Origin of the sequence: Legionella wadsworthii DSM 21896 = ATCC 33877 (assembly GCF_000701265.1) — a bacterium.
GTDB classification, from domain to species: Bacteria; Pseudomonadota; Gammaproteobacteria; order Legionellales; family Legionellaceae; genus Legionella; species Legionella wadsworthii.
Genome location: NZ_KL370760.1, coordinates 388,629 through 414,787, shown reverse-complemented (window position 1 = coordinate 414,787; position 26,159 = coordinate 388,629). Strand labels below are relative to the sequence as shown.

The window sequence follows — 26,159 nt, the reverse complement described above, 5'->3', positions numbered from 1 at the left end:
TGGCGGTATCTCCCGATGCTGATGAGGAGTCTCCTACTGCTGTGGAACCAAGGCCTGAGGCAGTACTGTTGGTACCTGTGGCCGTGGCATTATTTCCCGATGCATCTGACAGCTGGCCTGTAGCGGTGGAACTATCACCTGCTGCTGAAGCACCAGCCCCTACAGCTGTGGAATCTGCCCCATCCGCAGTAGCACCGTTTCCAACTGCAGTACAATTGAGTCCTGTACAAGCCCAAGAGGGACCTGAGAGATATAATGCAAAAAGGATCGTTAAACCAATATATGTTTTGTTTTTTAAAATCATTCTAAAAAGCCCATTTTATTAATCAAAATTTGAAATAGGGTATAGCGAATATGAATGAAATATTTAGTATTTATGAGTAGCCATTTTTAATTGTGATTGAAGGTAATTCACAAGGCAAACCTTAGATGTTCATTATTTCTTAAATTTTTTTATAACCTAAAATTCAGAAAAAAGAATGTAATTTTTATCATTATTAAGTATTAACGACATTATTTACTTTCCTCCAAAGAGAAAAGTAAATAATGTTTACGATGTTATTGTATTACTGGGATTTGTGGGGCAGCTTTCTTTTTGGGCCCTGGAGTAGACTTTTGAGATGGATCTTTGGAAGCATAAGTCTTTTGCGTTTTAGCCTTGCTCACGTTTTGATGGTGTTGGCTTTTATTTTGATTTTGATTTTGATTTTGGGCATTCATTTGTTCATAATGCTGAGAATTCATATGTTCGGAACGTTGCATGTCCATACAGGAACATAAACCTAAAGATATTGCGATTCCAACACACCACTTGAACGATTTTATTTTTATCATATTGTTAGCTCCCTGCTTTGTTTAATACATTCATTTAATTCAATAGTTTAATATAGATGAATTTATTTGAAATCACCACTTAAATTAACAAGAATTTTTTTTTCTTACTAAAAACCCTATAATCAAAATAATTTACTTAATAAAGGACTTTTCATGATTTATCCCAATATCCTGGCAACCATAGGAAATACACCCGTTGTAAAAATTAATCGTGTAGGCCGCCACCTTGATTGCGAACTGTACGCTAAATGTGAGTTTTTTAATCCAGGAGGTTCGGTTAAAGATCGAATTGGGTATGAAATGGTTGTTCACGCAGAACGTGATGGACATATTAAACCTGGATACACATTGATTGAGCCCACATCAGGAAATACAGGCATAGGAATCGCGTTAGCCGGAGCAGTATTAGGCTATAAAGTAATTATTACCATGCCTGAAAAAATGAGCCAGGAAAAACAATCCGTGCTTGAGCGCTTAGGAGCAAAGATTTATCGCACTCCGACAGAAGCAGCATATGATGCTCCTGAAAGCCACATTTCCTTGGCCAGGAGGCTTAATGCTGAAATTCCAAATTCATTTATCCTAGATCAATATTCTAATCCAAATAATCCCAATGCACATTATCATGGTACTGCACAGGAAATTATCAATGATTTTGGTCACGATTTACATATGGTCGTTGCTGGGGTCGGAACAGGAGGTACCATTACCGGGGTTGCAAAACATCTTAAGGAATATAACCCTGGAATTAAAATCGTCGGGGCAGATCCTGAAGGTTCGATCCTTGGAGGTGGAAATGAGATTAAATCCTATGCCGTAGAAGGAATTGGTTATGATTTTTTCCCGAATGTTCTTGATAATAATTTAATTGATCAATACATTAAAACAAATGATACTGATTCATTTCGAACAGCAAGGGACTTGATCCGGGAAGAGGGTTTATTAGTGGGTGGGTCTTCTGGCGCTGCGATGTGGGCTGCCTTACAAGCCGCGACCTCCTTACAAAAAGGTCAAAAATGTTTGGTTATATTGCCTGACTCAATTCGCAATTACATGTCAAAATTCCCTAATGATACCTGGATGAAAGAACAAGGATTTTTATAAAAACTTTTTTGCAGTGAAGAATACATTGCCCAATCAAAAAGGGTTTTTACTTCACTGCATTACTAAGTTATCTATTTCATTGAAACGCCAGGTCGAGTTCCAATTTGATCAAATAAAATATCCGGATCAACTTGGTTTGTGCAACCCCAATAAGCTATTGCATTGATTAATAACTCCGTTGTGTGTTGTCTTCCCTTCTGTGGTGCACCCGCTATAACCAATTTTTCCTGCGATTGTTCCAAGGTAGGTACGGATATATTCTGCCCATTTGGATGAACTGGTAAATGGGTCGTGTAAAACTCTCTTAACTGTTCATAGGTTAATTCTTTTGCAATGACATGGCTCGAAATTCTTTTACAGCATTGCTCATATGCATGCATCCGCTGTTTATTGTCCTCATTGATCACTTGGATAATATTCGCTAAAGTCTCGCCATCCTCTTGAGTATTCTTAACAGGTTCAGGTCCCGTAACAGCCAATTTGCCTACATAGCGATAAGGGTCTGTGTTTTTTACCCGGGGATAATAGTTATTGTCTTGAACTTGTATGACTAAATTAATGCCTGCCATTATTCTTCTCCGTCATATATCTCTCTTTTTCTTAACTCCTTTCCAGGTTCTTTAAAGGATAATGTTACAGTAATTCCAAGAGAATGAGCCAATGCATTTAATGCACTTGGGGGCAGCTTAACTTCGGGATTACGCAAATAGCTCTTAGGTGTTTCAGCAGTTAGGCCATCAAAGACCTCGCGGTACATCAAAGGATGGGTATAGAGTTCATCCACGGTCAATTGACGTAGCACGTAAGCCATGCACTCAACGAGCTCAGATTTTCGAGAGTTATGGAGCAGCATGCCCATCCGCTCAGTTATCGTTAAATAAGGTTGGTTGCTTATGTATTTAGGGTAGTGCTGATAAAAACGCTCTAAGATTTTTTTCAAAGTAGCATCATTGCCTCTAGGGGCATCACTTTGTAAGGAATCAATTAAAGCCACTGCAACAGCATGAAATTGCTCATTGCCGACGTTAATGAAACTGTACTCTGCACGTGGTCTAGGTTCATGATGTATGTAAGCTTTGTTACCAAAAAAACCCGCCATAATGCTCTCCCCACCCTTTCTATAACTCCATTCTAAAGAATCTAAATTAAGGAAATATTAACTAGAAACAGACTGAGCTATAAAATTACATAAACACTGATTTCTTCAAAAACATTATAGTAATAAAATACTACTTTACATTATAATTCTACACTAGATGCTTAAAGTTTACTCGATTATGACTCAAGAAAAACAGAAACCATGATAAAACCATCCATAGTTTTTTGAATTACTTCATAATACTTCTATACGATAGAATATTTTCTTATTCTAAAGGTTCAGAGTAACTGGAGCAATTATCCGTTGCATATTAAATTAAGGATATAAACCACATTGAGCTATTTAATCCCTTATTTTGCTTGTTTGCTCCTTCTTTTGTTGACATGTGTCATCCACTTAATGTTCAAAAGAAAGCAAACTAATGTAAAACGTTGGCAAAAGCTTTTAAACTTGCAAAAACATGAAAAAATTTTTTACCAGCTTTACGAGGCAGGGGATAATGGATTTCTTCTGTCCCAGAGAGCACGCCGAAAAAAAAATGCCATAGAATATGCATATGGAGAAATTGAATTTATTTCCTTTATTGCGCTTTTATCTCTGGCTAAACCCGATGAAAATACTGTGTTTTATGATTTAGGGTCCGGAATCGGTAAGGCCGTAATTGCGTGTTCGATGGTGTTTCCGGTACATAAAAGTGTAGGTATTGAAATATTTCCTGAATTGTATCTCAATGCCTGCAAAATAGCCGAACAATTGACCAGCATAAAGAACTATTGCGGAAATACCCACAAAATACAATTTATTCAGGGCGATTTCCTTGAGTCTGATTTAACTGAAGCCACCCTTATTTTTATTAACGCCACTGCTTTTTTTGGTCCTTTGTGGGAAAAACTTAGTGAGAAAATAAATAATTTACCTCATCTCCAGACAGTGATTACCACCAGCAAAATATTAGAGAGCTCTCATTTTCACGTCACGACACGTACTAAAGTCGAGATGAGTTGGGGAGTTGTTTTTGCCTACATTCATACGCGAAAACAACATGCAACTAACCGTCTTGAAAATATTGAATAATTTTTTTACCAGTCTATACTTATAAAACAAGCACAATAGGCAGCACCTAAGCTGTATTGGTGACATACTGAAACACGCGAAAACGAGGTGGGTATGATCAAATCGGAACTCATAGAACACATCGCTGCTCGAATGACGCATCTTACTGAAAAGCAAGTGGCTGATGGCATAAATAGAATATTGGAATTAATGAGCGAGGCACTCATTAAAAATCAAAGAATTGAGATTCGGGGTTTCGGCAGTTTTTCTCTTCATTATCGACCGCCACGTAATGCTCACAATCCAAAAACCGGGGAAAAAGTAGTCACTAAAGCTAAATATAGCCCTCACTTTAAACCGGGAAAAGAGTTACGGGAGCGGGTTGATGCTTCACGGGATAAACATAAATTACCTGACGAAGAATAAGATAGGGGCAACTTGTCTCATAAATCATCAGGTTTAAATGACAGAGATTCATGTGGAAAACCCGGGGCTTACTTCTTTGCCCCCCAGATTATTATTTTATAAGATCAAGTTCGAGGTAAAGTAACTCCGGTTTGGCCTTGATATTTTCCACCCCTATCACGATATGATACCGCACAAACTTCGGATGCTTCTAAAAACAGCATTTGTGCAACGCCCTCATGTGCATATATTTTGGCAGGCAATGTTGTCGTATTGGAAAATTCTAACGTCACATGGCCTTCCCACTCTGGCTCCAGGGGAGTTACATTGACAATAATACCACAACGCGCATAAGTAGATTTACCAAGGCAAATCGTTAAAATATTACGGGGGATACGAAAATATTCTACTGTCCTTGCTAATGCAAAAGAATTAGGGGGAATAATACATACATCGGATTGCACATCAACAAAGCTGTTCTCATCGAACGCTTTGGGATCAACAACAGCAGAATTAATATTCGTAAAAATTTTAAATTCATTGGCACAACGTACATCATATCCATAGCTGGATACCCCATAGGAAATAATCCTTCCATTCTCATTTTCACGCACTTGTCCTGGTTGGAATGGCGATATCATTCCATATTCATGCGCCATTTTTTCTATCCATCTATCCGATTTAATCGACACAATGACCTCTCATGATTTCTTCAAAAGGAGTGTTCTATCACTATTGAAGAAAAGATTCAATTTCTTTCCTATCGGCTTGAGTAAGAATCTCAAAGTAAAATAGTTAAAGCGTTCGTTAAATACGAGTCATACTGAAGTTATTTTTTCTTTAAAGCCATGTTAGAGAGAATATCACCAAGCTCCATAGGCATAGGAAAGACAATGGTCGAATTATTATTGCTGGCGATGGCGGCTAATGTCTGCAAATAACGTAACTGCATGGCTTGAGGTTGTTGCGCCAAAACTTGAGATGCCTCCAGCAACTTGGCAGAAGCTTGCAGCTCTCCTTCAGCATGGATTATTTTAGCGCGCCGTTCACGTTCTGCCTCAGCTTGTCGCGCTATAGCTCGAATCATACTTTCATCTAAATCAACACGTTTAATCTCCACATTAGAGACCTTAATTCCCCAGTTATCGGTTTGTGAATCCAATATTTTTTGCACATCACTATTTAATTGTTCCCGTTCGGAAAGCATTTCGTCCAGCTCATGCTGACCCAACACTGAACGAAGCGTGGTTTGGGCTAATTGACTGGTTGCCTCGTAATAATTTTCAACCTGAATGATGGCATTTTCGGGAATGACAACACGAAAATAAAGTACCGCATTTACCCTAACAGACACATTGTCTTTAGATATCACATCCTGACTGGGCACATCCATGACAATAGTGCGTAAATCCACCCTTACCACTTGCTGAATTACTGGAATGATAAGTACTAAACCAGGACCTTTAACTTTCCAAAAGCGCCCTAGCATAAACACGACACCCCTTTCATATTCCCTAAATACTTTGACTGCAGATATCAATAGCAACAAAACAGCGACAATGACTACCGTTAAAAAAGTGCCCATTTTATCCTCCTTGAGAACTCAAATCTTCTACGATTTCCAGTAATAGCCCTGAAGTTTTTATAACTGTGACTGGTTTATTTGCTGCGATAAATTGTTTCGAATATACACTCCAAATCTCCCCATGGATCATGGCTTGTCCCTTAAGATTTATTTCACCCAGCGTATGGCCCTTCGCGCCAATTAAAATAGATAATCCATTCTTCACTCTTTGCTGTCTCGCCTTTATCGCCATCCCTATAATCGTTACGAAAAAGAATAGATTGATAAAGGCCATTGCTGCAATTGCCGACCAGGCGATTTGATACACCTTATTGTCGGTATCCATTAACATAATCGATCCTATGATAAAAGCAATGGTCCCCCCGACGCCAAGAGAACCATAAGCAGCTACAAAAGCCTCAGTAATAATAAATGCGATGCCTAAAAGAATTAAAAAGAAACCAGCATAACTAATCGGCAATAATTGCAGTGCATAAAGAGCAATACACATCGATATAGCGCCTATGACTCCAGGAACTACATGACCCGGATTGACCAGTTCAAAAAAGATTCCATATATTCCTAATAAAAGAAGAAGATAGGCTACTGTTGGATCGGTAATGATTGATAAAAATCGTGTACGCCAATCAGGGAGGATTAATTTGATCTGGGCATTTTCGGTATTGAGTTTTATTTTTTGGTTATTTTGGACTACCGATACACCATTCAACTGAGCTAGTAAATCTTTGTTGTCAAGGGCAATATAGTTAATTACACCATCTTTTAATGCTTCATTGGAGGTTAAAGTCTCCGCGTCTAAGACAGATTTTTGTGCAAAATCTAGATTTCGTCCCCTCATCTGTGCCAGAGATCTTATCGTTGCCACGGCATCATTGGTTATTTTTTTATCCATAGTGCTCTGTTTGCCCGAGTTGGATTCATCTATCAATCCGGAAGCACCAACCTGAACCGGACTTGCTGCGCCCAGTTGTGTGCCAGGCGCCATTGCGGCCAATGTACTGGCATAAAGTAAGTATGTCCCGGCACTGGCAGCTCGCGCACCATTAGGGCTGACATAAGTCACTATGGGAACATTAGATGATAAAAACTTTTGAATAATAATGCGGGTTGCCTCATCCAGCCCACCTGGCGTATCCAGGGTGATTAAAATTAAATCTGCTTTTTGAGCATTATCGACATTACGGACGATATAGTCTGCTGTAGCAGGACCAATAGGCCCCTTAATTTGCAGCTCGACTATTTTTGCTGCATAAGAATTAAAGGGTAGAAGAAAGAAAAAAAGGAGCAATACTCTAAGATAGCTCAATATATTCCTGCGATCCAATGGCGCGAATTTGGATTTTGGCATGCTGCGAGAGGTCCACATGCTGCCTTCCTTTATAAATACGCTATATGATAAAAGATAGCATAGTTTATAGATCACCATCACGAAAGGGATAAGTACATAAGAAACTACGGCTCCGGAATTTCAGGACTAGCTCAATGAATGACAAGGGGTATTTACTTTGTCGCATGCAACGGCCCAGGATCCAGACGTTTCGATCCAAAACCAGAGCGCATTTGGGTAACGCATTTTTCAAACTGGATCTTAAGCCAGACGACTCGAGCAAAAAAGCAAGTTCGTCTGGTAGGAGAAATTTATAGGGAATTAGAAATAGACGCCAATTTGTGCTGAAACGGTGTCCGCAGAACCTCCAGTTCCTATTGTGGGTGTATTAACTAGCCCTGTAGGTGCTGCACCATTCGCAAAATCATTTGCACCATAATCTATTTCATGTCGATATTCGATACTTTCTACAGTATCTTTCCATATTGAAATGTTAAATACGCCAATAAAACGATGTTCCGGCAAATTCAGGGCGAGTGCATCTTTAGTTCTTTGATAACCAACCCCAATGGAAGCTGGTCTATTAAATGCCTTAAATGTCATATCAATTTCGGTCTGCAGTGCTTGTGGCTTGGCTCCATGGCCATTGAAACTCAAATCTTGAGTTCTAAATGCCTGAGTAGCAGTCACCCACTCAGCTGCAAAATTAAATCGGTCATACGCCATGTTCCCATAAATATCGACAGCTTGCGTCTTACGTACCAATTCATTTCCATTCAGTACGGATCCAAATCCACCAAAATTCCCAGGATTTGCTGCGGTACTTTGCATTCCTGCCGCATCATTAATCGAACTAATATAACTTGCCCCAATTTCACCACTTAAGTCATTGAATGCAAAGACATATCCTCCGTTGACTCCCCCTACTCCTGATCTTCCTAAATTAGTATCACTCCTATATATATATGTTGCTGCAAATGGGCCGGTATCGGTTTGAGATTTATAACCAAGAATAAAAGGTCTTGTTTTGGTTCTGGCTAAATCCAACGTTAAAGGTGAGCTAATCATAGAACTAGAATAGCGTCCGAAAGGGACATACACTTGGCCAGCTGTAAAATAAAAAGGAGATTTATCTAAATTTCCAATGTTGACAAAGCCCATGTTTAAATTAAAGGCAGAATTATCAATCCTTGGACCTACTTCAGGTGGACTCGCATCATAGGCAATTGCGATGTACGCTTCGACATTCTGGTTTAATGCTGCAGCAACATCGAGTTCACTAGAACCTAAAGTTAGATCAACATTTGTGCCCCCAACATAATCACTATTGATCATCCCCACAGGCTCAGCTTTTCCGCTCAGGGCAATAATGGGTCTTTCAGGTATGGGGTATCCCATATTTCGATATGCCCTATATAATCTTCGACGTTGTTGCATTAAACGCACGTCCCGATTAATACTGGAGATGTTAACAATATAGTCTGAACCATCAAATGCTGGTCTATCACCTAAATACGGGGAAGCAACTACAGGCGTACCCGCAATATAACTGACTACACGTCCTTCTGCGACCAAGGCACTTGGATAAAATCCCACTGATTCTGGATGTTCTTCAGGAGTATGCACCGTCAACGCTGATGAATGGTATTTGATCATCTTCTGTTGATTACCTGGCTCATCACCATGTTTTTGACCATGTTTTTTGGCCTGTTTTTTGGGCGGTATAGGTTCTTGTTTTTTTGTTTCTTTTTTATGTACAGTCCCGGATTGTTTCTTTTGATGAGAAACCATCTTCTTTTGTAAACTATCTAATTGAGCTTGAAGTTGTTGCGCTTCTTTTTGCAATTGAGCGATTTGATGTTGCAACTGTTGATCATGTTCCGCATAGAGTGGCGATGACAAACAGACTAAGGCCAAAAGAATTTTTTTATACTGCATGCGGTACTCCTGTTCATTATTTTTACTTCCACAGTGGAATGGCAGAAAATTATAGCTTGGTAAATCAGGAGTGGCTAGCCTCTTTTTCACAAATTTGCCTAATTTTTGTATCTTAATTAAAGAAAAAAAAACCCATACGCGCGTATGGGTTTTCATATTTAAAACTTTGTATTGATTATTTAGACATAACCCAGCAATTTTAAGCCAAAATATGGTCCAAAAAGACCATAATCCACTGAACGTACCGGACCAAATAGATTAGGTAACGGTTGTTCTTCCAATGCATGGAAATAATTGACAACTTGATATCCGGCTTGAATATTTGCCAAACCTATAGGGGTTTCATGGGAATAATTAACGCCAAGTTTTGCTTCCAAACTGGGAACAATACCTTTTTTACGGAAAAATACTTGTTCAACAATCGCATCAAACGGTGCTACTACAAATCCGGCATGATAGCGGTTCGTTCCATAAAGAATAGAACCACTCCCATTTGCAGTTAGGCTTAATGCTTCAGTAAGGTAGAAAGCATAATCGATGCCAGCTACAGGACCTATTCCTTTGTAATCCGTATTGTCAAATTTGCTAAATGGGTTACTAGCAATAGAAGGAATAAAATCTGTTGTATAGTAGTTTGTGGATGTCGCTTGAATGTTTGCATATTGCAAACCACCATAGAAGCGCATTTTCTTTCTCATGCTGACGTCAGTGTGTTGACCTAGTACTAAATTAACTTGATCAATTCTGTTTCGGGTAATTAATTCAAACGGAGCTGGAATGGGAGGTACACCTATTGCAGGGATTGTCAAAGTTCCAAGAAAATCTGTAGGATCTATGGAGGTACTGTAATGCATCCAGTTTATGGTGATGTCATTACCTGTACTAAAATGATAAGAACCTTCTAAAAAATATCCCCAGTTCCAATCACTTTTTACTTCTTTACCTAAGGGCAAGGTACCGAACTGAGTTGCTCTTTCACTACCTAAAATAGATCTTAAATACAATGCTTGTGCACTAAAATCCCAAAACTTTGTAACACAAGGCACTGTCACGTTGCCCGGGGTACAAACTGGACCCATACTACCGGCAGTAGCGATGCTTGCTGCCATACCCAATACAGCTATAGTTGCTTGTTTAAACATGTATACTCCATTAGAAAAAAAAAGCCCATCAAGAATGACGGGCTTTTATAAGATCTTAATCAATTAAGAAATTAAACATTTCCTACATACTTCAGACCGAAATAAGGACCAGCAGCAGCGAAATCAGTTGCAGTAACTGGTAATACTGTTGCATTTAATGCATGGATGTAGTCAAACCACATGTAACCAGCATCCAGAGTCAGGTCACCTTGTGCCATAGCATAAGAGTAGCTAGCACCTAACTTAGCTTCTAATTCTGGAATAACTGCAGTTCTTGAACCACTAACATTGAACGCAAATATATCAGCGCCAGTAATAGGATCAAAAGTGTCGAAATTGTAAGAATGCTTCTGATTACCAACGAGTAATGCAGCAGCTGCTTTAGCATAGATACCAAAACCGTTACCGAATACATAGTTCATGTCGATACCAGTACGTGGACCAAAGCCGTTGAACTGAGTGTCACCGTTGAAACCAGCTAAGAAATCATCAGCATCGCCATCTATATCAGCTGCGAATGCATGAACGCTTCTTTTGATGCTAGCAAATTGCCATCCGCCATGGAAACGGATTTTTTTGTTGGCACTAAAGTCAACGAATTGACCAAATTCACCGTTAACTGCATCCCATCTGTTTTTGTGACCAAAACCGATAGCTAATTCGGGAGCAAAGCCAGGAGTGAACTCGGAGTTGTTCCAACCTGTATCAATATGATACCAGTTAATTGTGATGTCGTTACCAGTGTTGAAGTGGTAAGAACCTTCGATTTGGAAACCCCAATCCCATTGAGCATCTAAGTCAGTGTGAATAGAAGCACCTGCTGGACCAACATCTAAATCTAAAGTGATGTCGTTATCAGTCATCATTTGGAAAACTAATGCTTGTCCACCAACATTCCATCCAGTACTTGGGCAAGGAACTGTAACATTACCTGGGGTACAAACTGGGCCCATGGTACCAGCGAATACTGCACTGCTACCTAAAGCAAGAACAGCTAACGCTGTTTTTTTCAAATTTAACATGCTTATCTCCACTTTTTTATTATTATTTCCGTTCGTTACCAATTTAAATTGTTAGCAACGGTACGCATATTCGCTCTATACCGAGAGCGTACCTTGCTCAATTATCTAACCTGACTTTAATAAAGTCAACAGTATAGATTAAATTTAATTAATTGATATCGAATTAAATATTTCCTATATACTTAAGACCAAAATAGGGGCCAGCAGCAGCGAAATCAGTTGCAGTAACTGGTAATACTGTTGCATTTAATGCATGGATGTAGTCGAACCACATGTAACCCGCATCAAGAATCAGATCACCTTGTGCTAATGGATAATCGTAGCTTGCGCCTAATTTAGCTTCCAATTCTGGAATAACCGCAGTTCTTGAACCACCAACATTGAAATCAAACAAAGCACCAGTATCAGGATCAAACGTACCTAAATTATATGAATGCTGTTGATTCCCAACCAATAATGCAGCAGCTGCTTTAGCATAGATACCAAAACCGTTACCGAATACATAGTTCATATCGATACCAGTACGTGGACCAAAGCCGTTGAACTGAGTGTCACCGTTGAAACCAGCTACGAAATCATCAACATCGCCATCTACATCAGCTGCGAATGCATGAACGCTTCTTTTGATGCTAGCAAATTGCCATCCACAATCGTCGCACTAAAGTCAACGAATTGACCAAATTCACCGTTAACTGCATCCCATCTGTTTTTGTGACCAAAACCGATAACCAAACCGGGATCAAAACCAGGAGTGAATTCGGAGTTGTTCCAGCTTGTATCAATGCGATACCAGCTAATTGTGATGTCATTACCAGTATTGAAGTGATAAGAGCCTTCAATTTGGAAACCCCAATCCCATTGCGCATCTAAATCAGTGTTAATAGAAGCACCAGCGGGGCCAACACCTAAATCTAAGGAAATATCATTATCAGTCATCATTTGAAATATTAGTGCTTGTCCACCAACATTCCATCCAGTGCTTGGACAAGGTACTGTAACATTACCTGGGGTGCAAACTGGGCCCATAGTACCTGCAAATAATGAACTGCTGCCTAAAGCTAAAATTGCTAAAGTGGTTTTTTTTAAACTTAACATGCTTATGTCTCCGCATAAATTATTATTGTTTCCTATTTCATTGATAACTCTCTACTAGGAGTTGTCATTAGCATGCCGTCGTCGCTTCAGGTCGATGCATGCAACAGTGTGAGTATTAGCAGTGGAGTAAAATAAGTCAAGAAGATTTTCAAAAAAAGTTAATATTTTTCAGATAGATATGTATTTTTTGAGCAGCGACTCTCTTTTTTGATCAGCATGGCAATTCTTTGAATTTGTGTACAAAATGGATTGATCCATACCTCTCGTATCAAAGAGAATTAATTAATATAATATATCTTTGAAAACATGCAATCATTTTTTTATAGGTTTATTCTTTTATATATAGTGTGATTCATTTTGAATGAGGAACAATGCATTTATCCAATATACTTGATCAAATTACATTATTAAATATCGTACAAAATGACTTGAAAATAACATAAGTAGCATCTTTCATTCATTCTCGCGGGTTATTTCATGTTATCCTAGCGAATTGGCTTAGATGTGAGAAACAGTACCATGCAAACTATTTTAATCAATCGTCCCGATGACTGGCACATTCACCTTAGAGATAATGAGATGTTGCAGCATACCGTGGCTGATGTTGCAGCACATTTTGCACGTGCCCTGGTTATGCCAAACCTAAAGCCTGCCCTAACTACATTATCTTCTATAGATGAATACCGGCAAAGAATTCTGGCGGCTTTACCTAAGGGCAATCGGTTTCAACCCTATATGACTTTTTATTTGAATGACTCGGTGCGTGCTGAAGACCTAGATAAAGCGGCACAAACTTCCTATGTTCTTGGTGCTAAACTTTATCCTGCTGGTGCAACTACAAATTCTGAAGCAGGCGCTAAATCACTGGTAGAACTTTATCCTCTTTTTGAAACATTACAAAATAATGAGCTGGTGTTACAAATTCATGGAGAAGTGACCCATAGTGATATTTTTGAACGTGAATCTTTATTTATTGATGAATACCTAAAACCTATCGTTAACAATTTTCCAAAACTGAGAGTTGTCCTTGAGCACATATCTACGCTAACCGCTGTAGAGTATGTCACTGACGCCCCTGAAACAGTAAGCGCAACCATAACACCCCATCATCTATTATATAATCGCAATAAACTACTCGTAGGCGGATTGAGGCCTCATTATTATTGCTTGCCTATTTTAAAACATGAGAAGGATCAAAAAGCATTACAAAGGGCTGCATGTAGCGGAAATCCAAAATTTTTTGCCGGAACAGATAGTGCGCCCCATGTTGTAAGTACAAAAGAAACTGCTTGTGGATGTGCAGGGATTTATTCTGCACCTTTCGCACTTGCTCTATATACGCAAATATTCGATGAACTAAACCAGTTAAGCAAACTGAATTCTTTTCTTAGCCGCTTTGGGGCGGAATTCTATCAATTACCGATAAATCAAGAACACATTGAATTAATTAAAACACCTCAAATCATACCTAGCCACCTACCTTTGGGAACCAGCCAGGTAGTTCCAATTGCTGCGGGAGAAACCATTCAATGGAGTATTCATGACGAGCTCGCAAAGTAAGATATTTTCTATGAGTTTAAAAGAGCGTTTTCGAGGTTTTCTGCCTGTAGTCGTGGATTTAGAGACTGCGGGCGTTGATCCCTGTAAAAATGCATTATTAGAAATGTGCATTGTGTTAACCCATATGGATGAACATGGGAATATTTATCCTGGTGATCGACATTTCGAACATATTCTTCCTTTTCCAGGCGCTGAACTGGATCAGAAATCACTTGAATTTAATCAAATCGATCCCTACCAGCCTTTGCGTTTTGCTGTAGAAGAAAAAACAGCTCTGGAAAATCTTTTCAGACCCATTTTTTCTGCCCTGAGCAAAACTCAATGCCAACGTGCGGTTTTAGTAGGTCATAATGCATGGTTTGATTTGCTGTTTATCAAAGAGGCGATTAAACGAACTGGGGTTAAATCTCCTTTCCATTCCTTTACTTGCTTTGATACCGCGACTTTGGGTGGGTTTATTTATGGACAAACAGTATTAGCTAAAGCGGCGCAAGCAGCAGGAATTTCCTTTAATGCTCTGGAAGCACATTCAGCCATTTATGATGCGGAAAAAACCGCAGAATTATTTTGTTGCATGGTCAATATGTGGAAAACCATGCAACAAAAATAAACCAGGAACAACGCACTTAATTCAATCTATTTATAAATATTTTATTAAATGCTGTTATTATAATGAATCAGAATGTTCTGCCAAATATGCGGCAACACCTTCTGAGGACGCTTTCATTCCTGCTTTACCTTTTTGCCATCCCGCAGGACAAACTTCACCATTTTCTTCAAAATGCTGAACTGCATCAATGATTCTTAATATTTCATCCACATTTCGGCCAATTGGCAAGTCATTAACAATTTGAGAGCGCACAACGCCGTTGGTATCAATAATGAATGCACCACGAAATGCAACACCTGCAGCGGGATGCTCCACGCCGTAAGATTGACAAATACTATGGGTTATATCTGCTGCCATAGTATAACGAACAGGCCCAATACCACCTTTGTTAATTGGGGTATTTCTGTAGGCATTATGCGTAAAGTGTGAATCGATAGACACAGCAACCACTTCCACATTGCGGCTTTTGAATTCATCAAGACGATGGTCTAAAGCAATGAGTTCAGAAGGGCATACGAATGTAAAGTCCAAAGGATAGAAAAATACAACGCCGTACTTCCCTTTGATATGCTCGTGCAAATTAAATTTGTCCATAATTTCACCGTTAGGCATCACAGCAGCTACGGTAAAATCAGGAGCTTTTCTTCCCACTAATACACTCATTCTATGTTCTCCCATCAATTCTAGTTATTGTTATGGTATTCTTTTTTATGCAGCAATCGCATCGCGCAGCATGGTTTCTAATTCACCCTGCTGAAATAATTCGGCAATGATATCAGAACCACCGATTAACTCTCCCTTCACATAAAGCTGCGGAAAAGTGGGCCAATCAGAAACTTGAGGCAGTGTCTGGCGAATGTCTGGATTTGCAAGAACATCGACATAAGCAAAATCCACGCCACAAGATTCGATGCATTGCACTGCGCGCGCAGAAAATCCGCATTGCGGCATCTTTGGTGAGCCTTTCATATAAAGCAGAATGGCATTATCCGCTATTTGCTTTTTAATTTTTTCTAAAGTATCCACGCATACACCTTTATAATAAGTTAATTTATGCCCATTATCCCGAAAACCCGGAAAGCCCGCAACCTATATATTTTAACACATTAGATTAACAGATCTTCTATTAAAAGCCAACTAATGTCCCATTTGATTTATAATTAATCAACCATGCCTTACATATACTCTTTAGTAAAAACTTCTTGCATAAAAGCTACTAATTTATAGCGGACATGCTTTTTTTGCTTTAAAGGTTTTTCTTCATTGAATATCATATCCTTCCTGTTAAACTTAATCCTTAATAAAAATAAGAGGAGATTAGGATGCCATTTACTTTGCCTGAGTTACCTTATGATAAAAATGCGTTAGAACCACACATTTCTGGTGAAACCCTTGAGTATCATTATGGCAAACATCATCAAGCCTACGTGACCAATTTAAATAAATTAATTCAAGACACTGAATTCGAGTCGATGGAACTTGAAGAAATTATAAAAAATTCAAAAGGCGGGATTTTTAATAACGCCGCTCAAGTTTGGAATCATACTTTTTACTGGCATTGCCTTAGCCCTAATGGCGGTAATGAGCCCAAAGGCAAACTGGCTGAAGCCATTCATAAACATTTTGGTTCGTTTCATGACTTTAAAGAACAGTTTACCCAAACTGCCATTTCCACTTTTGGTTCAGGATGGGCATGGCTTGTTCAAGACAATTCTGGCGCATTAAAAATAGTGAGTACCAGTAATGCAGCTACTCCCATGACGGAAGGTTTAACTGCACTTTTAACCTGCGATGTTTGGGAACACGCTTACTATATCGATTACCGTAATGCTCGTCCTGACTATGTCTCTGCATTCTGGAAACTAGTCAATTGGGATTTCGTAAACAGCAATATGAGATAAGTTCCTTTTTACTGATAATTCCCGCTTGATATAGCATAGCAAAGAAAGTTATGTCTATAATGTGACCGGATCCTATCTCTCTCGAAGCGAGAGAGATAATTTTGAGTGGAATCCTTCAGTTTTAAGGAAAAATTTATGGCTTTAATAACTAGTTATAATCCTATGCCAATAACTTTCACGCATGGAGAAGGAATTTGGTTGTATGACGAACAAGGCAAAGCTTATCTTGACGCTTTAAGCGGGATAGCGGTTTGCGGGTTAGGGCATGCACATCCGGATGTGACAAAAACCATTCAGGAACAAGCAGCTAAGCTCATCCATACTTCAAATACTTTTCATATCAGAGAACAAGAATTACTCGCTGAAAAATTAACAGCTATGGCTGGTATGGAACAAGTTTTTTTTGCTAATTCTGGAGCTGAAGCGAATGAGGCAGCAATAAAATTGACCCGTCTTTTTGGCCATAAAAAAGGTATCGAAACTCCATCGATTATTGTCATGGAGAGAGCGTTTCATGGTCGTACTATGGCCACATTAACTGCTTCGGGAAGCCGCAAGGTTCAGGCAGGATTTGAACCCCTGGTTCCAGGATTTATCCGCGCCCCATATAATGATTTAGATGCGATTCATACCATCGCAGCCAATAGAGAAGATGTCGTTGCGGTGATGCTTGAACCCATTCAGGGAGAAGGCGGAATATATGCAGCAGAAGAAAGTTATCTCCGATCTCTCGCTAAACTTTGTGAACAACACGACTGGATGCTTATCTTTGATGAAATCCAAACCGGAAACGGGCGCACAGGAAAGCTTTTTACCTGCATGCATTATGACATTCAACCTGATGTTCTGACTACAGCAAAAGGTTTAGGAAATGGCGTTCCAATAGGTGCTTGCCTAATCAGTAAACGAGCAAAGGATTTATTTAAGCCAGGAAATCATGGTTCGACTTTTGGCGGTAACCCTCTAGCCTGTGCTACAGCATTAACTGTTTTGAATGTCATGGAACGCGATAAAATTTGCGAAAAAGTTGCTAAAAATAGTGTTTATCTGATGGATCAGTTAATCAGAAACCTTGGCGAACTAACAGGAATTAAAGGGATACGCGGAAAAGGTTACATGATTGGCATCGAACTGGACCGACCTGCCCTTGACGCACGTTTATTAGGTATAGAGCAGGGCATCCTTTTTAATGTGACTGCAGATACTGTAATACGTTTGTTACCGCCACTGATTATTAATGAAGATGAAATTATTGAATTAGTGAGTCGATTAACCCGAACGATTAAGCAATTCATTTCCGGTTAAATGATATACTCGTCATATTCGATCGAATATAGAAAAGGATAGATGATCCTTATATCTGACACTCCGCGGCTTTGTCCGCGGGCTAACGTTCTCTATCTATTTCAGGATAAACCCTTTGCGTTACAAAGCCGCTTATAACTGCATCAATCCTAAAAAATCATTTATCGTATCCTCAATTTTTTTTAATATTTGATTCTGGGATTTTAAACGCAAACAATTATCTTTTTCCTTTTTCATTATTTGTAATTTCCGGTAAATAAGGTCATACATATGATTATCGAGTTTGGCTAATTCGGGCAATCTATTGTTTATTCTTTGCAAGAAAATATTTTTAATGTTTTTTCTCGATTCAAATAGTTTGTGTTCTAATCTGTCCATGAGATCCTGCAGCTCTTTTTCTCGGCCACTACAAGTAATACGCATGAAACCATCATATGGTGACAAACCAAAATAGGATAATGGAGTTATCATTACATTTTCTTCAAATAACAAATAATAGGCCAAATCTTCATCGGTCTTAACAAGTCCGCTTTTTTGAAAAACTCGCGCGGATTCTTTTGGCAGAGGCAATCCAAACATATCGCTAAAATCAGCAAGAACATAAAATGTAGCTTCCACATGATATAGGGGATCAGGCATTGCGGCGCCCATATTTTTCAATCGTCCCACTACATAATCTACCTTTTCCTTATAGAATGAGGCTATCTTATTTTTTTCTTCAGTCCCAAAACTTGCCATGGTTTGGGCGTAGGCAGCCTGGGCTGAACGTGGTGCATGAATAAAATAGCTAATATTTTTATTGAGCATCTCATTCATTAAAGTGGGTTCAAATACTAAAAGTATTGCCATCCGCTCGCCCGCAGCAGATAAGGCTTTGGTTGCCGAACGTAAAATAATAATTCTTTTTTTTAGGTCAGGGGCAATTTTTAAAAAAGATGGCGTATCTGAAAAGCTCATTTCCGTATAGGCTTCATCAAAAATGATGTACAAATCAGGATATTCACGCAAAATATCCGCTATTTGTATTAATTCATGTTCATCAACAACATTTCCCAAAGGATTTGATGGATTGCAAATGAGAATGGCTTTAGGCAAACCATCATCCATCTCGGCACGGATATAAGCTTCTTCAATACTCTCTTTCGTTGCTTTAGCGGTTAATTTATACCCTGGCTCCTTCATGACATATATTGGGTGTAAACAGTGTGAAGGGTTGTTCGAATAGGCACTATAATATGGAAAGGGAGTAATGATTCGATATCGGGGAACCTCTTCAAAATGCGTATTGAAGGTCTCAAATAATACTCTTAAGGCTCCAATACCACCTACAGTAAATAATACATTCTCTGCTTTAATTTCAGTCTCATACCAACGGGACATGATGTCCGCCATTAACCTTCTGGAAGTATGGTCGCCACGAGGATCTCCATAATCAATTGCCATATCCTCTTCGACCTGACATGGTTCTTCGTTCCATTTTTTGGTTAAATCGTCTAGTTTTTTCCAATAAGAAAGATAAGAGGCTATGGTATGGGAGTTAATGGGATAGGTTGGTTTTCCAAGACCTGCAAAAATCATTTTTTTGGTTTCTAATAAACCTTGTGATCCCTTCTCATCCCTGATGCTATTTGCCCATAGAGCCAAGAGCATTACTTTTTCTATTTTCTTAGCACAATGTCCGTCTGGAGTAAGCATGTTTTTGCCTAAAATTCACTTGCCTCATTATAACAGAATATAAATAAACCATGATATCGAATTTAAGAACAATAAATTCAATAAAACTCCGAAATTTCCATGAAATATTTGTGATAATTTATCTATGCTATGCTTTAAAAATAAATTGGTATTTTTGAAACAGATTTTACCGGATCTAGATGATTTAGGTCCTTATAAAAAGAATTTTGAATGGAATAAAATGGCAAAAACAGAACCTTCCCATACTGCAAAATTGATAGTCAATTTAGAAAATGAAATTAGTGCATTGCAAAATAGAATCAGTCAAATGGAAGCACAATATTTCCAGTTAAAAAATCTGTTGGACGCAGTTCCGGGAGATGTCTATTGGAAAGATGTCAACGGAGTTTGGTCTGGGATGAATCAACGCTGTGTTCAAAGCCTCTATCAGATGAAATTTATCGAGCAATGTGATGAAAGAGAAGTTCTTGGTAAAACAGATTATGAGTTATTTGGTAAACAAACAGCTGATATTTATCGGGCCAATGATCTTGAGGTTATTGAAAAAAATATAGAATTATCTCGAGAAGAAATAACGCTTTTGCCCTCAGGTGAAGAAATCGTTTTACTGTCAACTAAAAGACCTTTGTTGGATAAATCTGGGAAAGTTATCGGTATTCTTGGTAATACGATTGATATTACCCATCTTAAAAAAATTGAATCCGAACTTAAAGAAGCAAAAGAAAAGTCTGAAGCAGCAAACACTGCAAAAGATGAATTCATACGTAATATGAGCCATGACATCCGAACGCCTTTAAGTGGAATTATTGGCCTATCCAGTATTCTTGCAAAACAGGTGAAGAATACTCAAGAGCAAGAGTATGCTCATATGATTCATATCAGTGGAGAGCAGCTCTATGCATTATTGAATGGAGTGCTTGATATTATTGCCGCTGGAAGCCAAAAAGAAAATATAGTGAATCATTCGGTCTGCAGTATACATCATTTAATTCGAAGTATTGCCGATTTGGAATTACCGAGTATCACCTTAAAAAAGCTAGAGTTAATCATTAATATTGACTGCGATACTCCTGAATGGATACGTACCGATACCATAAAACTTCATCGTATTTTACTCAATCTATTAGGTAATGCTGTTAAATTTACAGAAAAAGGTTTTATTGAAATAGGTGTCAGACCCAAACCTCGCCATGAGAAAATGTTTCTTGAAATTTATGTCAAAGACACAGGACCTGGAATTAGACCAAAGGATAGGGACAAAATTTTCAAGCGCTTCTATCGAGCTTTACCTTCACCTGAAAAAATGTACTCAGGCCATGGGGTGGGACTGCATATCGTTAAACGTTATACTCAACTTCTCAAAGGCAAAATTCGAGTCGACTCTGCATTACACACAGGAACCACTTTCACCTTGACCATTCCTGTGGATTGTGTTGAAAAACCTATAGAACATCCGGAGTCGACGCAAATTCATGTCCCCATAAAAAAAACAAACTTGTTAGAAATTAAAGAAGACCATCCTCTTGTGCTCATAATTGAGGATAATGCCATTGCTTTAAAAATGGTCGAAAATCTTTTACAACAATCTGGTGTCTGTTTTTTATCCGCCCCTACAGGGAATCAAGGTTTAGAATTGTTTCAATCCAATTCTTTCAAATGGATATTAACTGATATTGGTTTACCAGACATGACAGGGATTGAGTTGTCCCAAAAATTTCGAATGTACGAGCAAAAGCACAATCAATTGCCCACGCCTATCGTTGGGTTGACCGCCCATGCTGTAGCTGATGTAGAAAAAGAATGTTTAGACGCGGGAATGAACCAAGTCCTTACTAAGCCTCTAAATCACCAAATGCTTCAGGATCTTTTAATCCTTTATCATAAACCCAATTTTCAATCCTTGGATTCTCCGGGTTTGAATACGAATTCAATCAGGGAATTCGATGAATATCCTTTATTTGATAGTACTTTTGGAATTAAAAATTTTGGATCAGAAATCGCTTTAAAAAAAATACTGGATCTTCTCATAAAAGAGAATACTAAAGATATCATCAAGACAGCACAAGCTTGGGAGAAACAAGATCTCATTCAAATTAATAAATTAACTCATAAAATGAAAAGCAGCGCTTTATATTGCGGTACACTTCGCATGCGCCATGCTTGCGAAGTTTTAGAAAAACATTTTGAAAACAATCCAGAAATTTACCCTCAAATGCTATACCAACAGCTTCTTAAGATCCACCAAGAAACAGTCGCCGTACTTCGGGACTGGATCCAGCAATAAAGCAATATGGAATTTTTAAAGAGTCCAACAATGGTTTAAAACCTTCTCTTTTACAAGGAGACAATAGCCCAGGACAAGTTTGGAAGATTACAATAAGGCACACCAGAAAAAGCTGGCGGTGACCCCCTAAAAAGAGCTACCATTGATATTTTGAATTGTAACTATCCTACCCCATGAATATGCTTGATACGATCATTTCCGAAGTAGACAATGCACTTCGCACTTTATTTCCTCCACCTAAAAGGGCAAGTATTCGCCCTTCCCCAGCAACACAGGTTGAAGATACCAATCTCTCAACCGACGAAAAAAAACATGCAGCGGGTCTCATGCGGGTAAACCACTCGGGAGAAGTTTGCGCTCAAGCACTTTATCAAGGCCAGGCTTTAACAGCACAGCTAACCCACATCAAAAAACAAATGAGTGATGCTGCTGCTGAAGAAATTGAACATTTAGCCTGGTGTGAAGAGCGTTTGGCAGAACTGGATTCAAAACCCAGCTTATTAAATCCATTGTGGTATGCCGGTTCAATAGTTTTGGGGGCCCTTGCGGGTTTTGCAGGAGATAAAGTGAGCTTGGGTTTTGTTGCGGAGACAGAAAGGCAAGTTGCCTATCATTTGCAACGTCATTTAAAAAAATTACCATTAAAAGATGAAAAATCCCATGCAATTCTTCTGAAAATGAAGGAAGATGAAGAACACCATGCATCTACAGCCATAAACGCTGGGGCAATAGAACTTCCCTTGATTGTGAAACAGTTAATGCGTGTTGTTTCCCAATTAATGACTCAAACGAGTTATTATATTTAAGGTCATGAATAGAACAAACAGAAAAACTCAAATGATTTGCTGAATTTTTATAAGGGAGCCTGTCGCTCCCTGCACATTCTTGAGATATTGAAATTCTCTAAAGGAAGGATGATGAAGATAAATGAAGGAATCATGAATAATTATCCAAATTATCGCTCAAGGGAGCTTGGATAATGGACGCCACCATTCTGTTTACACTTTTTGTTATCTTCGTTGCCTATATCTTTGACTTTATCAATGGCTTTCATGATGCGGCGAATTCTATTGCGACTATTGTTACAACGCGAGTTTTAACCCCAAAACAAGCTGTATTATGGGCTGCATTTTTCAATTTTATCTCTTTTTTAGTATTTAATCTTACTGTGGCGAAGACAATGGGTAGCGGCTTAATCGATCCTAATATTGTTGACACTCATTTTATTTTAGCTGCATTAATTGGAGCCATTTTTTGGAATCTTGTCACCTGGTATTATGGACTTCCTTCCAGCTCTTCTCATGCGCTTATTGGTGGGTTAGCGGGAGCTGCAATTGCCAAAGGCGGATTTTATTCGCTGCAAATTTCAGGTTTTACCAAGGTATTAATTGGAATTTTTGTTTCTCCTGCACTTGGATTATTCATTGCCTGGTCCATTACTTACGTTTTTAGTAAATTCCCGCACAATAAAACAACAAAAAATAAATTATTTCGAGGATTTCAGCTATTCTCGTCCGCAATGCTCAGTCTAACCCATGGTAGTAATGATGGACAAAAAACAATGGGCATCATTTCAATTATTTTGTTTTCATCTGCCTGGATTGAAGGTGCTTTCTATGTCCCCTTTTGGGTCGTTATCTCCTGTCAAGCAGCAATAAGTCTAGGGACATTGGCAGGAGGATGGCGGATCGTTCGAACAATGGGATATAAAATAACCAAACTGGATCCCATGAAAGGTTCTGCTGCTGAAACTGGTGCAGCAGTATCGCTCTTTATAGCAACTCATTTAGGGATTCCGGTATCTACAACCCATACTGTGACCGGGGCAATTACAGGAGTTGGATTAATTCATGGTATGGGCGGAGCACATTGGCATGTCATTAAAAGAATTTTTTTATCCTGGCTGATTACCCTTCCTGCAGCAGCAATTATTTCAGCTGCTTTAATATTAAGTCATATTTAATTTACTCGATTTTTAAAATGGAGTTATTTTTTAGCCAAGCTACTATGGCTATAGCTAAAAGCAAAATAAATAATTAATCCTATCAGCATCCAAATGGCAAAGCGAATTAAAGTAATTAAAGGCAAATGAATCATTAAGTAAAAGCAGCTTATTATTCCTAATATAGGAACATAAGGCATCCCTGGTGTTCTGAATGGCCTATGCATACTGGGATTTTTATAATGTAAATAGAGGACTCCTGCACAGACTATAAGAAATGCGAATAAAGTTCCTACATTAACTAACTCAGCTAAAACATGGATGGGTGCAAAACCAGAAAGAGACGCCATTAAAATGCCACATAATAAAATAACCCGGATTGGCGTATGAGTATATTCATTTGTTTTTGAGAAAATTTGGGGAAGCAAACCATCACGTGTCATTGCAAACATGATTCGGGTAAGTCCATAAAATAAAACCAGCATGACCGTAGTCAAACCAGCTACCGCACCAATACTAATAAAACCTGCTATCGTTTTATGGCCTAATACCAATAAAGCATGACTTATTGGGGATGCTACATCGAGGGTGCTGTAGTGAGCTATACCCGTTAATAATCCTGCAACAATAATATATAAAATGGTACAAATAAATAATGAACCGATTATTCCTATAGGCAAATCACGCTGGGGATTAATTGCTTCTTCAGCAGCCGTAGAAACCGCATCAAAACCGATATAGGCAAAAAATATTAAAGATGCGCCTTTAACGACACCTGTCCATCCGAATGGTAAAAATGGCGACCAGTTGGATGGATTTACTTCCCTAGTTGCCACGATAATAAATAAAATAACTACGAATAGTTTTATCAGAACCATAATATTATTGACCCGAGCGCTCGATTTAACACCCCAAATTAATAATGCGGTCAAGATAGCAATGATGCTACACGCCAAAAAATTAAAAATTCCACCATCGGTGGGACCGTGGATCAAAACTTTAGGTAGATTGATTTTAATGGCCATGAGAAAGTCATTGGCATAACTGCTCCAACCTACTGATACTGCAGAAACAGAAATAGCATATTCCAGCAATAAGTCCCATCCCACAATCCATGCAATGAGTTCACCGAAGCCTGTATAAGCATACCCGTAAGCACTGCCACATCCGCCAATAGAGGCGGCCAATTCTGCATAGGACAAAGCAGCAAAAACACATGCAAAGCCTGCTAATATATAAGAAAAGACGACTCCAGGTCCTGCATCAGTTGCCGCCACAACGCCGGTCAGAATAAAGATACCGGCGCCAATAATGGCGCCGATGCCTAAAAAGGTCAAATCAAAGGCAGTTAAGCATTGAACAAGATGTGATTCTGATTCAAATGATGTATTAATCTCTTTTTTACGAAACAGGTCCATGTTATGCTCACATTTTGCAACTTCATCGTTCTATTTATTAGCAAGAAAGCTGCCAAATCAATAATAGGAAAATTAGATCAAAAGTTAATTTGTTGTATCGATCCTCATCGGTAAAAGATAAATGAAAAATATAACTTTGCGAATGATCATCTCTGGTCTAATAATACTGTTTTCTTTAAATAGTTACAGTAGTCAATATGCTACTCATTCATCCATTATAACCAGTAATGGCCCTCAGGGTACAAACTCCAAAGCAATAGCAGAGACACAGGATAAGATAAATCATGCTTTCTCAGACTTAAAAAAGAAAGAGTCTCAAAAATATAAATTTTGTTTTCCTTACATGAGGCCCTTTTGTCGCCATCTACATCAAACATGGACTGAAGGCTCCCCTGAACTGTACCTTTCAGGATATGCTTGGCACAACCGCTTTACTTATTCTGCCGAACGACTTCATAAAAGTAAATACAATGAACTTGCTTGGGGCGGCGGATTTGGTAAAGGATTTTTTGATGAAAACGGTAATTGGCATGGTCTTTATGCCTTTGCTTTTCTGGATTCCCATAAAAATCTTGAGCCTGTTGCTGGATATGCTTTTCTGAAAGTAGCTAATGTCACTCAAAATTTTAAAGCAGGACTAGGATTCTCCGTTTTAGTCACAGCCCGTCCAGATATCCTGCAGGGGATACCTTTTCCAGGAGCGGTCCCTTGGGCTGGCATTTTTTATAAAAAGCTTTCCATTAAAGGGGCTTATATCCCTGGATCCTCAAGAAATGGTAATGTGCTTTATTTGGTAGGCACATATACTTTAGATAAATAAAGTTCGCCAGCAGATCCTGT

At 38.7% G+C, this 26,159-nt stretch carries 25 protein-coding genes and 1 pseudogene; 11 read left to right on the top strand and 15 right to left on the bottom strand.

Annotation, left to right across the window (positions count from 1 at the left end):
• Positions 1-304: hypothetical protein (locus tag BU07_RS17475; RefSeq protein ID WP_031566864.1), on the bottom strand; the 304-nt coding region annotated here is incomplete at its 3' end.
• A gap of 254 nt (positions 305-558) precedes the next feature.
• On the bottom strand, positions 559-834 hold the full coding sequence (locus BU07_RS0113485; RefSeq protein WP_031566862.1) for a hypothetical protein: 276 nt from the start codon (positions 832-834) through the stop codon (positions 559-561).
• A gap of 153 nt (positions 835-987) precedes the next feature.
• Here BU07_RS0113485 and BU07_RS0113480 point away from each other — a divergent pair, with 153 nt between their 5' ends.
• Complete coding sequence (locus tag BU07_RS0113480) at positions 988-1,938, top strand: pyridoxal-phosphate dependent enzyme (RefSeq protein WP_031566861.1); 951 nt, start codon at positions 988-990, stop codon at positions 1,936-1,938.
• Positions 1,939-2,009: 71 nt separating this feature from the next.
• Here the strand turns inward: BU07_RS0113480 and BU07_RS0113475 are convergent, their stop codons facing one another.
• Complete coding sequence (locus BU07_RS0113475) at positions 2,010-2,507, bottom strand: hypothetical protein (protein ID WP_031566858.1); 498 nt, start codon at positions 2,505-2,507, stop codon at positions 2,010-2,012.
• The gene (locus BU07_RS0113470; RefSeq protein WP_031566857.1) at positions 2,507-3,037 is read right to left on the bottom strand and encodes a hypothetical protein; all 531 of its coding nucleotides are present in this window, start codon (positions 3,035-3,037) and stop codon (positions 2,507-2,509) included. Before BU07_RS0113470 ends, BU07_RS0113475 begins: the two co-directional genes overlap by 1 nt.
• Before the next feature lie 333 nt (positions 3,038-3,370).
• Between BU07_RS0113470 and BU07_RS0113465 the strand changes: the two genes are divergently transcribed.
• Positions 3,371-4,111: a class I SAM-dependent methyltransferase gene (locus BU07_RS0113465; RefSeq protein ID WP_031566855.1), complete on the top strand. Its 741-nt coding sequence runs from the start codon at positions 3,371-3,373 to the stop codon at positions 4,109-4,111.
• 93 nt (positions 4,112-4,204) lie between these two features.
• Positions 4,205-4,516, top strand: coding sequence for an integration host factor subunit beta (locus BU07_RS0113460; RefSeq protein WP_031566852.1), 312 nt, complete (start codon positions 4,205-4,207; stop codon positions 4,514-4,516).
• 104 nt (positions 4,517-4,620) lie between these two features.
• Here the strand turns inward: BU07_RS0113460 and dcd are convergent, their stop codons facing one another.
• The 7 genes and pseudogenes from dcd to BU07_RS16835 form a co-directional block, all read right to left on the bottom strand.
• Positions 4,621-5,187: a dCTP deaminase gene (gene dcd / locus BU07_RS0113455; protein WP_031566850.1), complete on the bottom strand. Its 567-nt coding sequence runs from the start codon at positions 5,185-5,187 to the stop codon at positions 4,621-4,623.
• A gap of 137 nt (positions 5,188-5,324) precedes the next feature.
• On the bottom strand, positions 5,325-6,080 hold the full coding sequence (locus tag BU07_RS0113450) for a slipin family protein (RefSeq protein WP_031566848.1): 756 nt from the start codon (positions 6,078-6,080) through the stop codon (positions 5,325-5,327).
• A 1-nt stretch (position 6,081) separates the two neighbouring features.
• Positions 6,082-7,428: an NfeD family protein gene (locus BU07_RS0113445; RefSeq protein ID WP_084157904.1), complete on the bottom strand. Its 1,347-nt coding sequence runs from the start codon at positions 7,426-7,428 to the stop codon at positions 6,082-6,084.
• Between the two features lie 300 nt (positions 7,429-7,728).
• A complete protein-coding gene (locus BU07_RS0113440) occupies positions 7,729-9,345 on the bottom strand; it encodes an LbtU family siderophore porin (protein WP_031566845.1) in 1,617 nt (538 codons plus the stop codon).
• Positions 9,346-9,524: 179 nt separating this feature from the next.
• On the bottom strand, positions 9,525-10,487 hold the full coding sequence (locus BU07_RS0113435; RefSeq protein WP_031566843.1) for an Lpg1974 family pore-forming outer membrane protein: 963 nt from the start codon (positions 10,485-10,487) through the stop codon (positions 9,525-9,527).
• Positions 10,488-10,558: 71 nt separating this feature from the next.
• Positions 10,559-11,509 carry an Lpg1974 family pore-forming outer membrane protein gene (locus tag BU07_RS0113430; RefSeq protein WP_031566840.1) on the bottom strand — a complete coding sequence of 317 codons (951 nt, stop codon included), beginning with the start codon at positions 11,507-11,509 and terminating at the stop codon, positions 10,559-10,561.
• 163 nt (positions 11,510-11,672) lie between these two features.
• Positions 11,673-12,604: pseudogene (locus BU07_RS16835) on the bottom strand (Lpg1974 family pore-forming outer membrane protein).
• 519 nt (positions 12,605-13,123) lie between these two features.
• On the opposite strand from BU07_RS16835, the gene pyrC reads away from it, so the two are divergent.
• Both pyrC and rnt read left to right on the top strand, forming a co-directional pair.
• Complete coding sequence (pyrC, locus tag BU07_RS0113420) at positions 13,124-14,164, top strand: dihydroorotase (RefSeq protein ID WP_031566838.1); 1,041 nt, start codon at positions 13,124-13,126, stop codon at positions 14,162-14,164.
• Positions 14,145-14,774 (top strand): ribonuclease T, encoded by a 630-nt coding sequence (rnt, locus tag BU07_RS0113415; RefSeq protein ID WP_031566836.1) that lies wholly within the window; start codon positions 14,145-14,147, stop codon positions 14,772-14,774. Before pyrC ends, rnt begins: the two co-directional genes overlap by 20 nt.
• 57 nt (positions 14,775-14,831) lie before the next feature.
• On the opposite strand, the gene BU07_RS0113410 is transcribed toward rnt, so the two are convergent.
• Both BU07_RS0113410 and grxD read right to left on the bottom strand, forming a co-directional pair.
• Positions 14,832-15,437 carry a peroxiredoxin gene (locus BU07_RS0113410; RefSeq protein WP_031566835.1) on the bottom strand — a complete coding sequence of 202 codons (606 nt, stop codon included), beginning with the start codon at positions 15,435-15,437 and terminating at the stop codon, positions 14,832-14,834.
• A gap of 45 nt (positions 15,438-15,482) precedes the next feature.
• Entirely contained in the window at positions 15,483-15,800 is a 318-nt protein-coding gene (grxD, locus tag BU07_RS0113405) for a Grx4 family monothiol glutaredoxin (protein ID WP_031566833.1), read from the bottom strand.
• A 296-nt stretch (positions 15,801-16,096) separates the two neighbouring features.
• Between grxD and BU07_RS0113395 the strand changes: the two genes are divergently transcribed.
• Together BU07_RS0113395 and BU07_RS0113390 are read left to right on the top strand one after the other, a co-directional pair.
• Positions 16,097-16,675 carry a superoxide dismutase gene (locus tag BU07_RS0113395; RefSeq protein WP_031566830.1) on the top strand — a complete coding sequence of 193 codons (579 nt, stop codon included), beginning with the start codon at positions 16,097-16,099 and terminating at the stop codon, positions 16,673-16,675.
• Between the two features lie 135 nt (positions 16,676-16,810).
• The gene (locus tag BU07_RS0113390; protein WP_031566829.1) at positions 16,811-17,980 is read left to right on the top strand and encodes an aspartate aminotransferase family protein; all 1,170 of its coding nucleotides are present in this window, start codon (positions 16,811-16,813) and stop codon (positions 17,978-17,980) included.
• Between the two features lie 132 nt (positions 17,981-18,112).
• Here the strand turns inward: BU07_RS0113390 and BU07_RS0113385 are convergent, their stop codons facing one another.
• Positions 18,113-19,675, bottom strand: coding sequence for a pyridoxal phosphate-dependent aminotransferase (locus BU07_RS0113385; RefSeq protein WP_031566827.1), 1,563 nt, complete (start codon positions 19,673-19,675; stop codon positions 18,113-18,115).
• 220 nt (positions 19,676-19,895) lie between these two features.
• On the opposite strand from BU07_RS0113385, the gene BU07_RS0113380 reads away from it, so the two are divergent.
• The 3 genes from BU07_RS0113380 (at position 19,896) to BU07_RS0113370 (ending at position 23,922) form a co-directional block, all read left to right on the top strand.
• Positions 19,896-21,959, top strand: a complete 2,064-nt coding sequence (locus BU07_RS0113380) for an ATP-binding protein (RefSeq protein WP_031566825.1) — start codon at positions 19,896-19,898, stop codon at positions 21,957-21,959.
• Between the two features lie 173 nt (positions 21,960-22,132).
• The gene (gene coq7 / locus BU07_RS0113375) at positions 22,133-22,765 is read left to right on the top strand and encodes a 2-polyprenyl-3-methyl-6-methoxy-1,4-benzoquinone monooxygenase (protein ID WP_031566823.1); all 633 of its coding nucleotides are present in this window, start codon (positions 22,133-22,135) and stop codon (positions 22,763-22,765) included.
• Positions 22,766-22,938: 173 nt separating this feature from the next.
• On the top strand, positions 22,939-23,922 hold the full coding sequence (locus tag BU07_RS0113370; protein WP_031566821.1) for an inorganic phosphate transporter: 984 nt from the start codon (positions 22,939-22,941) through the stop codon (positions 23,920-23,922).
• 23 nt (positions 23,923-23,945) lie between these two features.
• Here the strand turns inward: BU07_RS0113370 and BU07_RS0113365 are convergent, their stop codons facing one another.
• Positions 23,946-25,319 carry an amino acid permease gene (locus tag BU07_RS0113365; protein WP_031566819.1) on the bottom strand — a complete coding sequence of 458 codons (1,374 nt, stop codon included), beginning with the start codon at positions 25,317-25,319 and terminating at the stop codon, positions 23,946-23,948.
• 121 nt (positions 25,320-25,440) lie between these two features.
• Between BU07_RS0113365 and pagP the strand changes: the two genes are divergently transcribed.
• A complete protein-coding gene (pagP, locus tag BU07_RS0113360; protein ID WP_031566818.1) occupies positions 25,441-26,139 on the top strand; it encodes a lipid IV(A) palmitoyltransferase PagP in 699 nt (232 codons plus the stop codon).
• Positions 26,140-26,159: the final 20 nt, after the last annotated feature.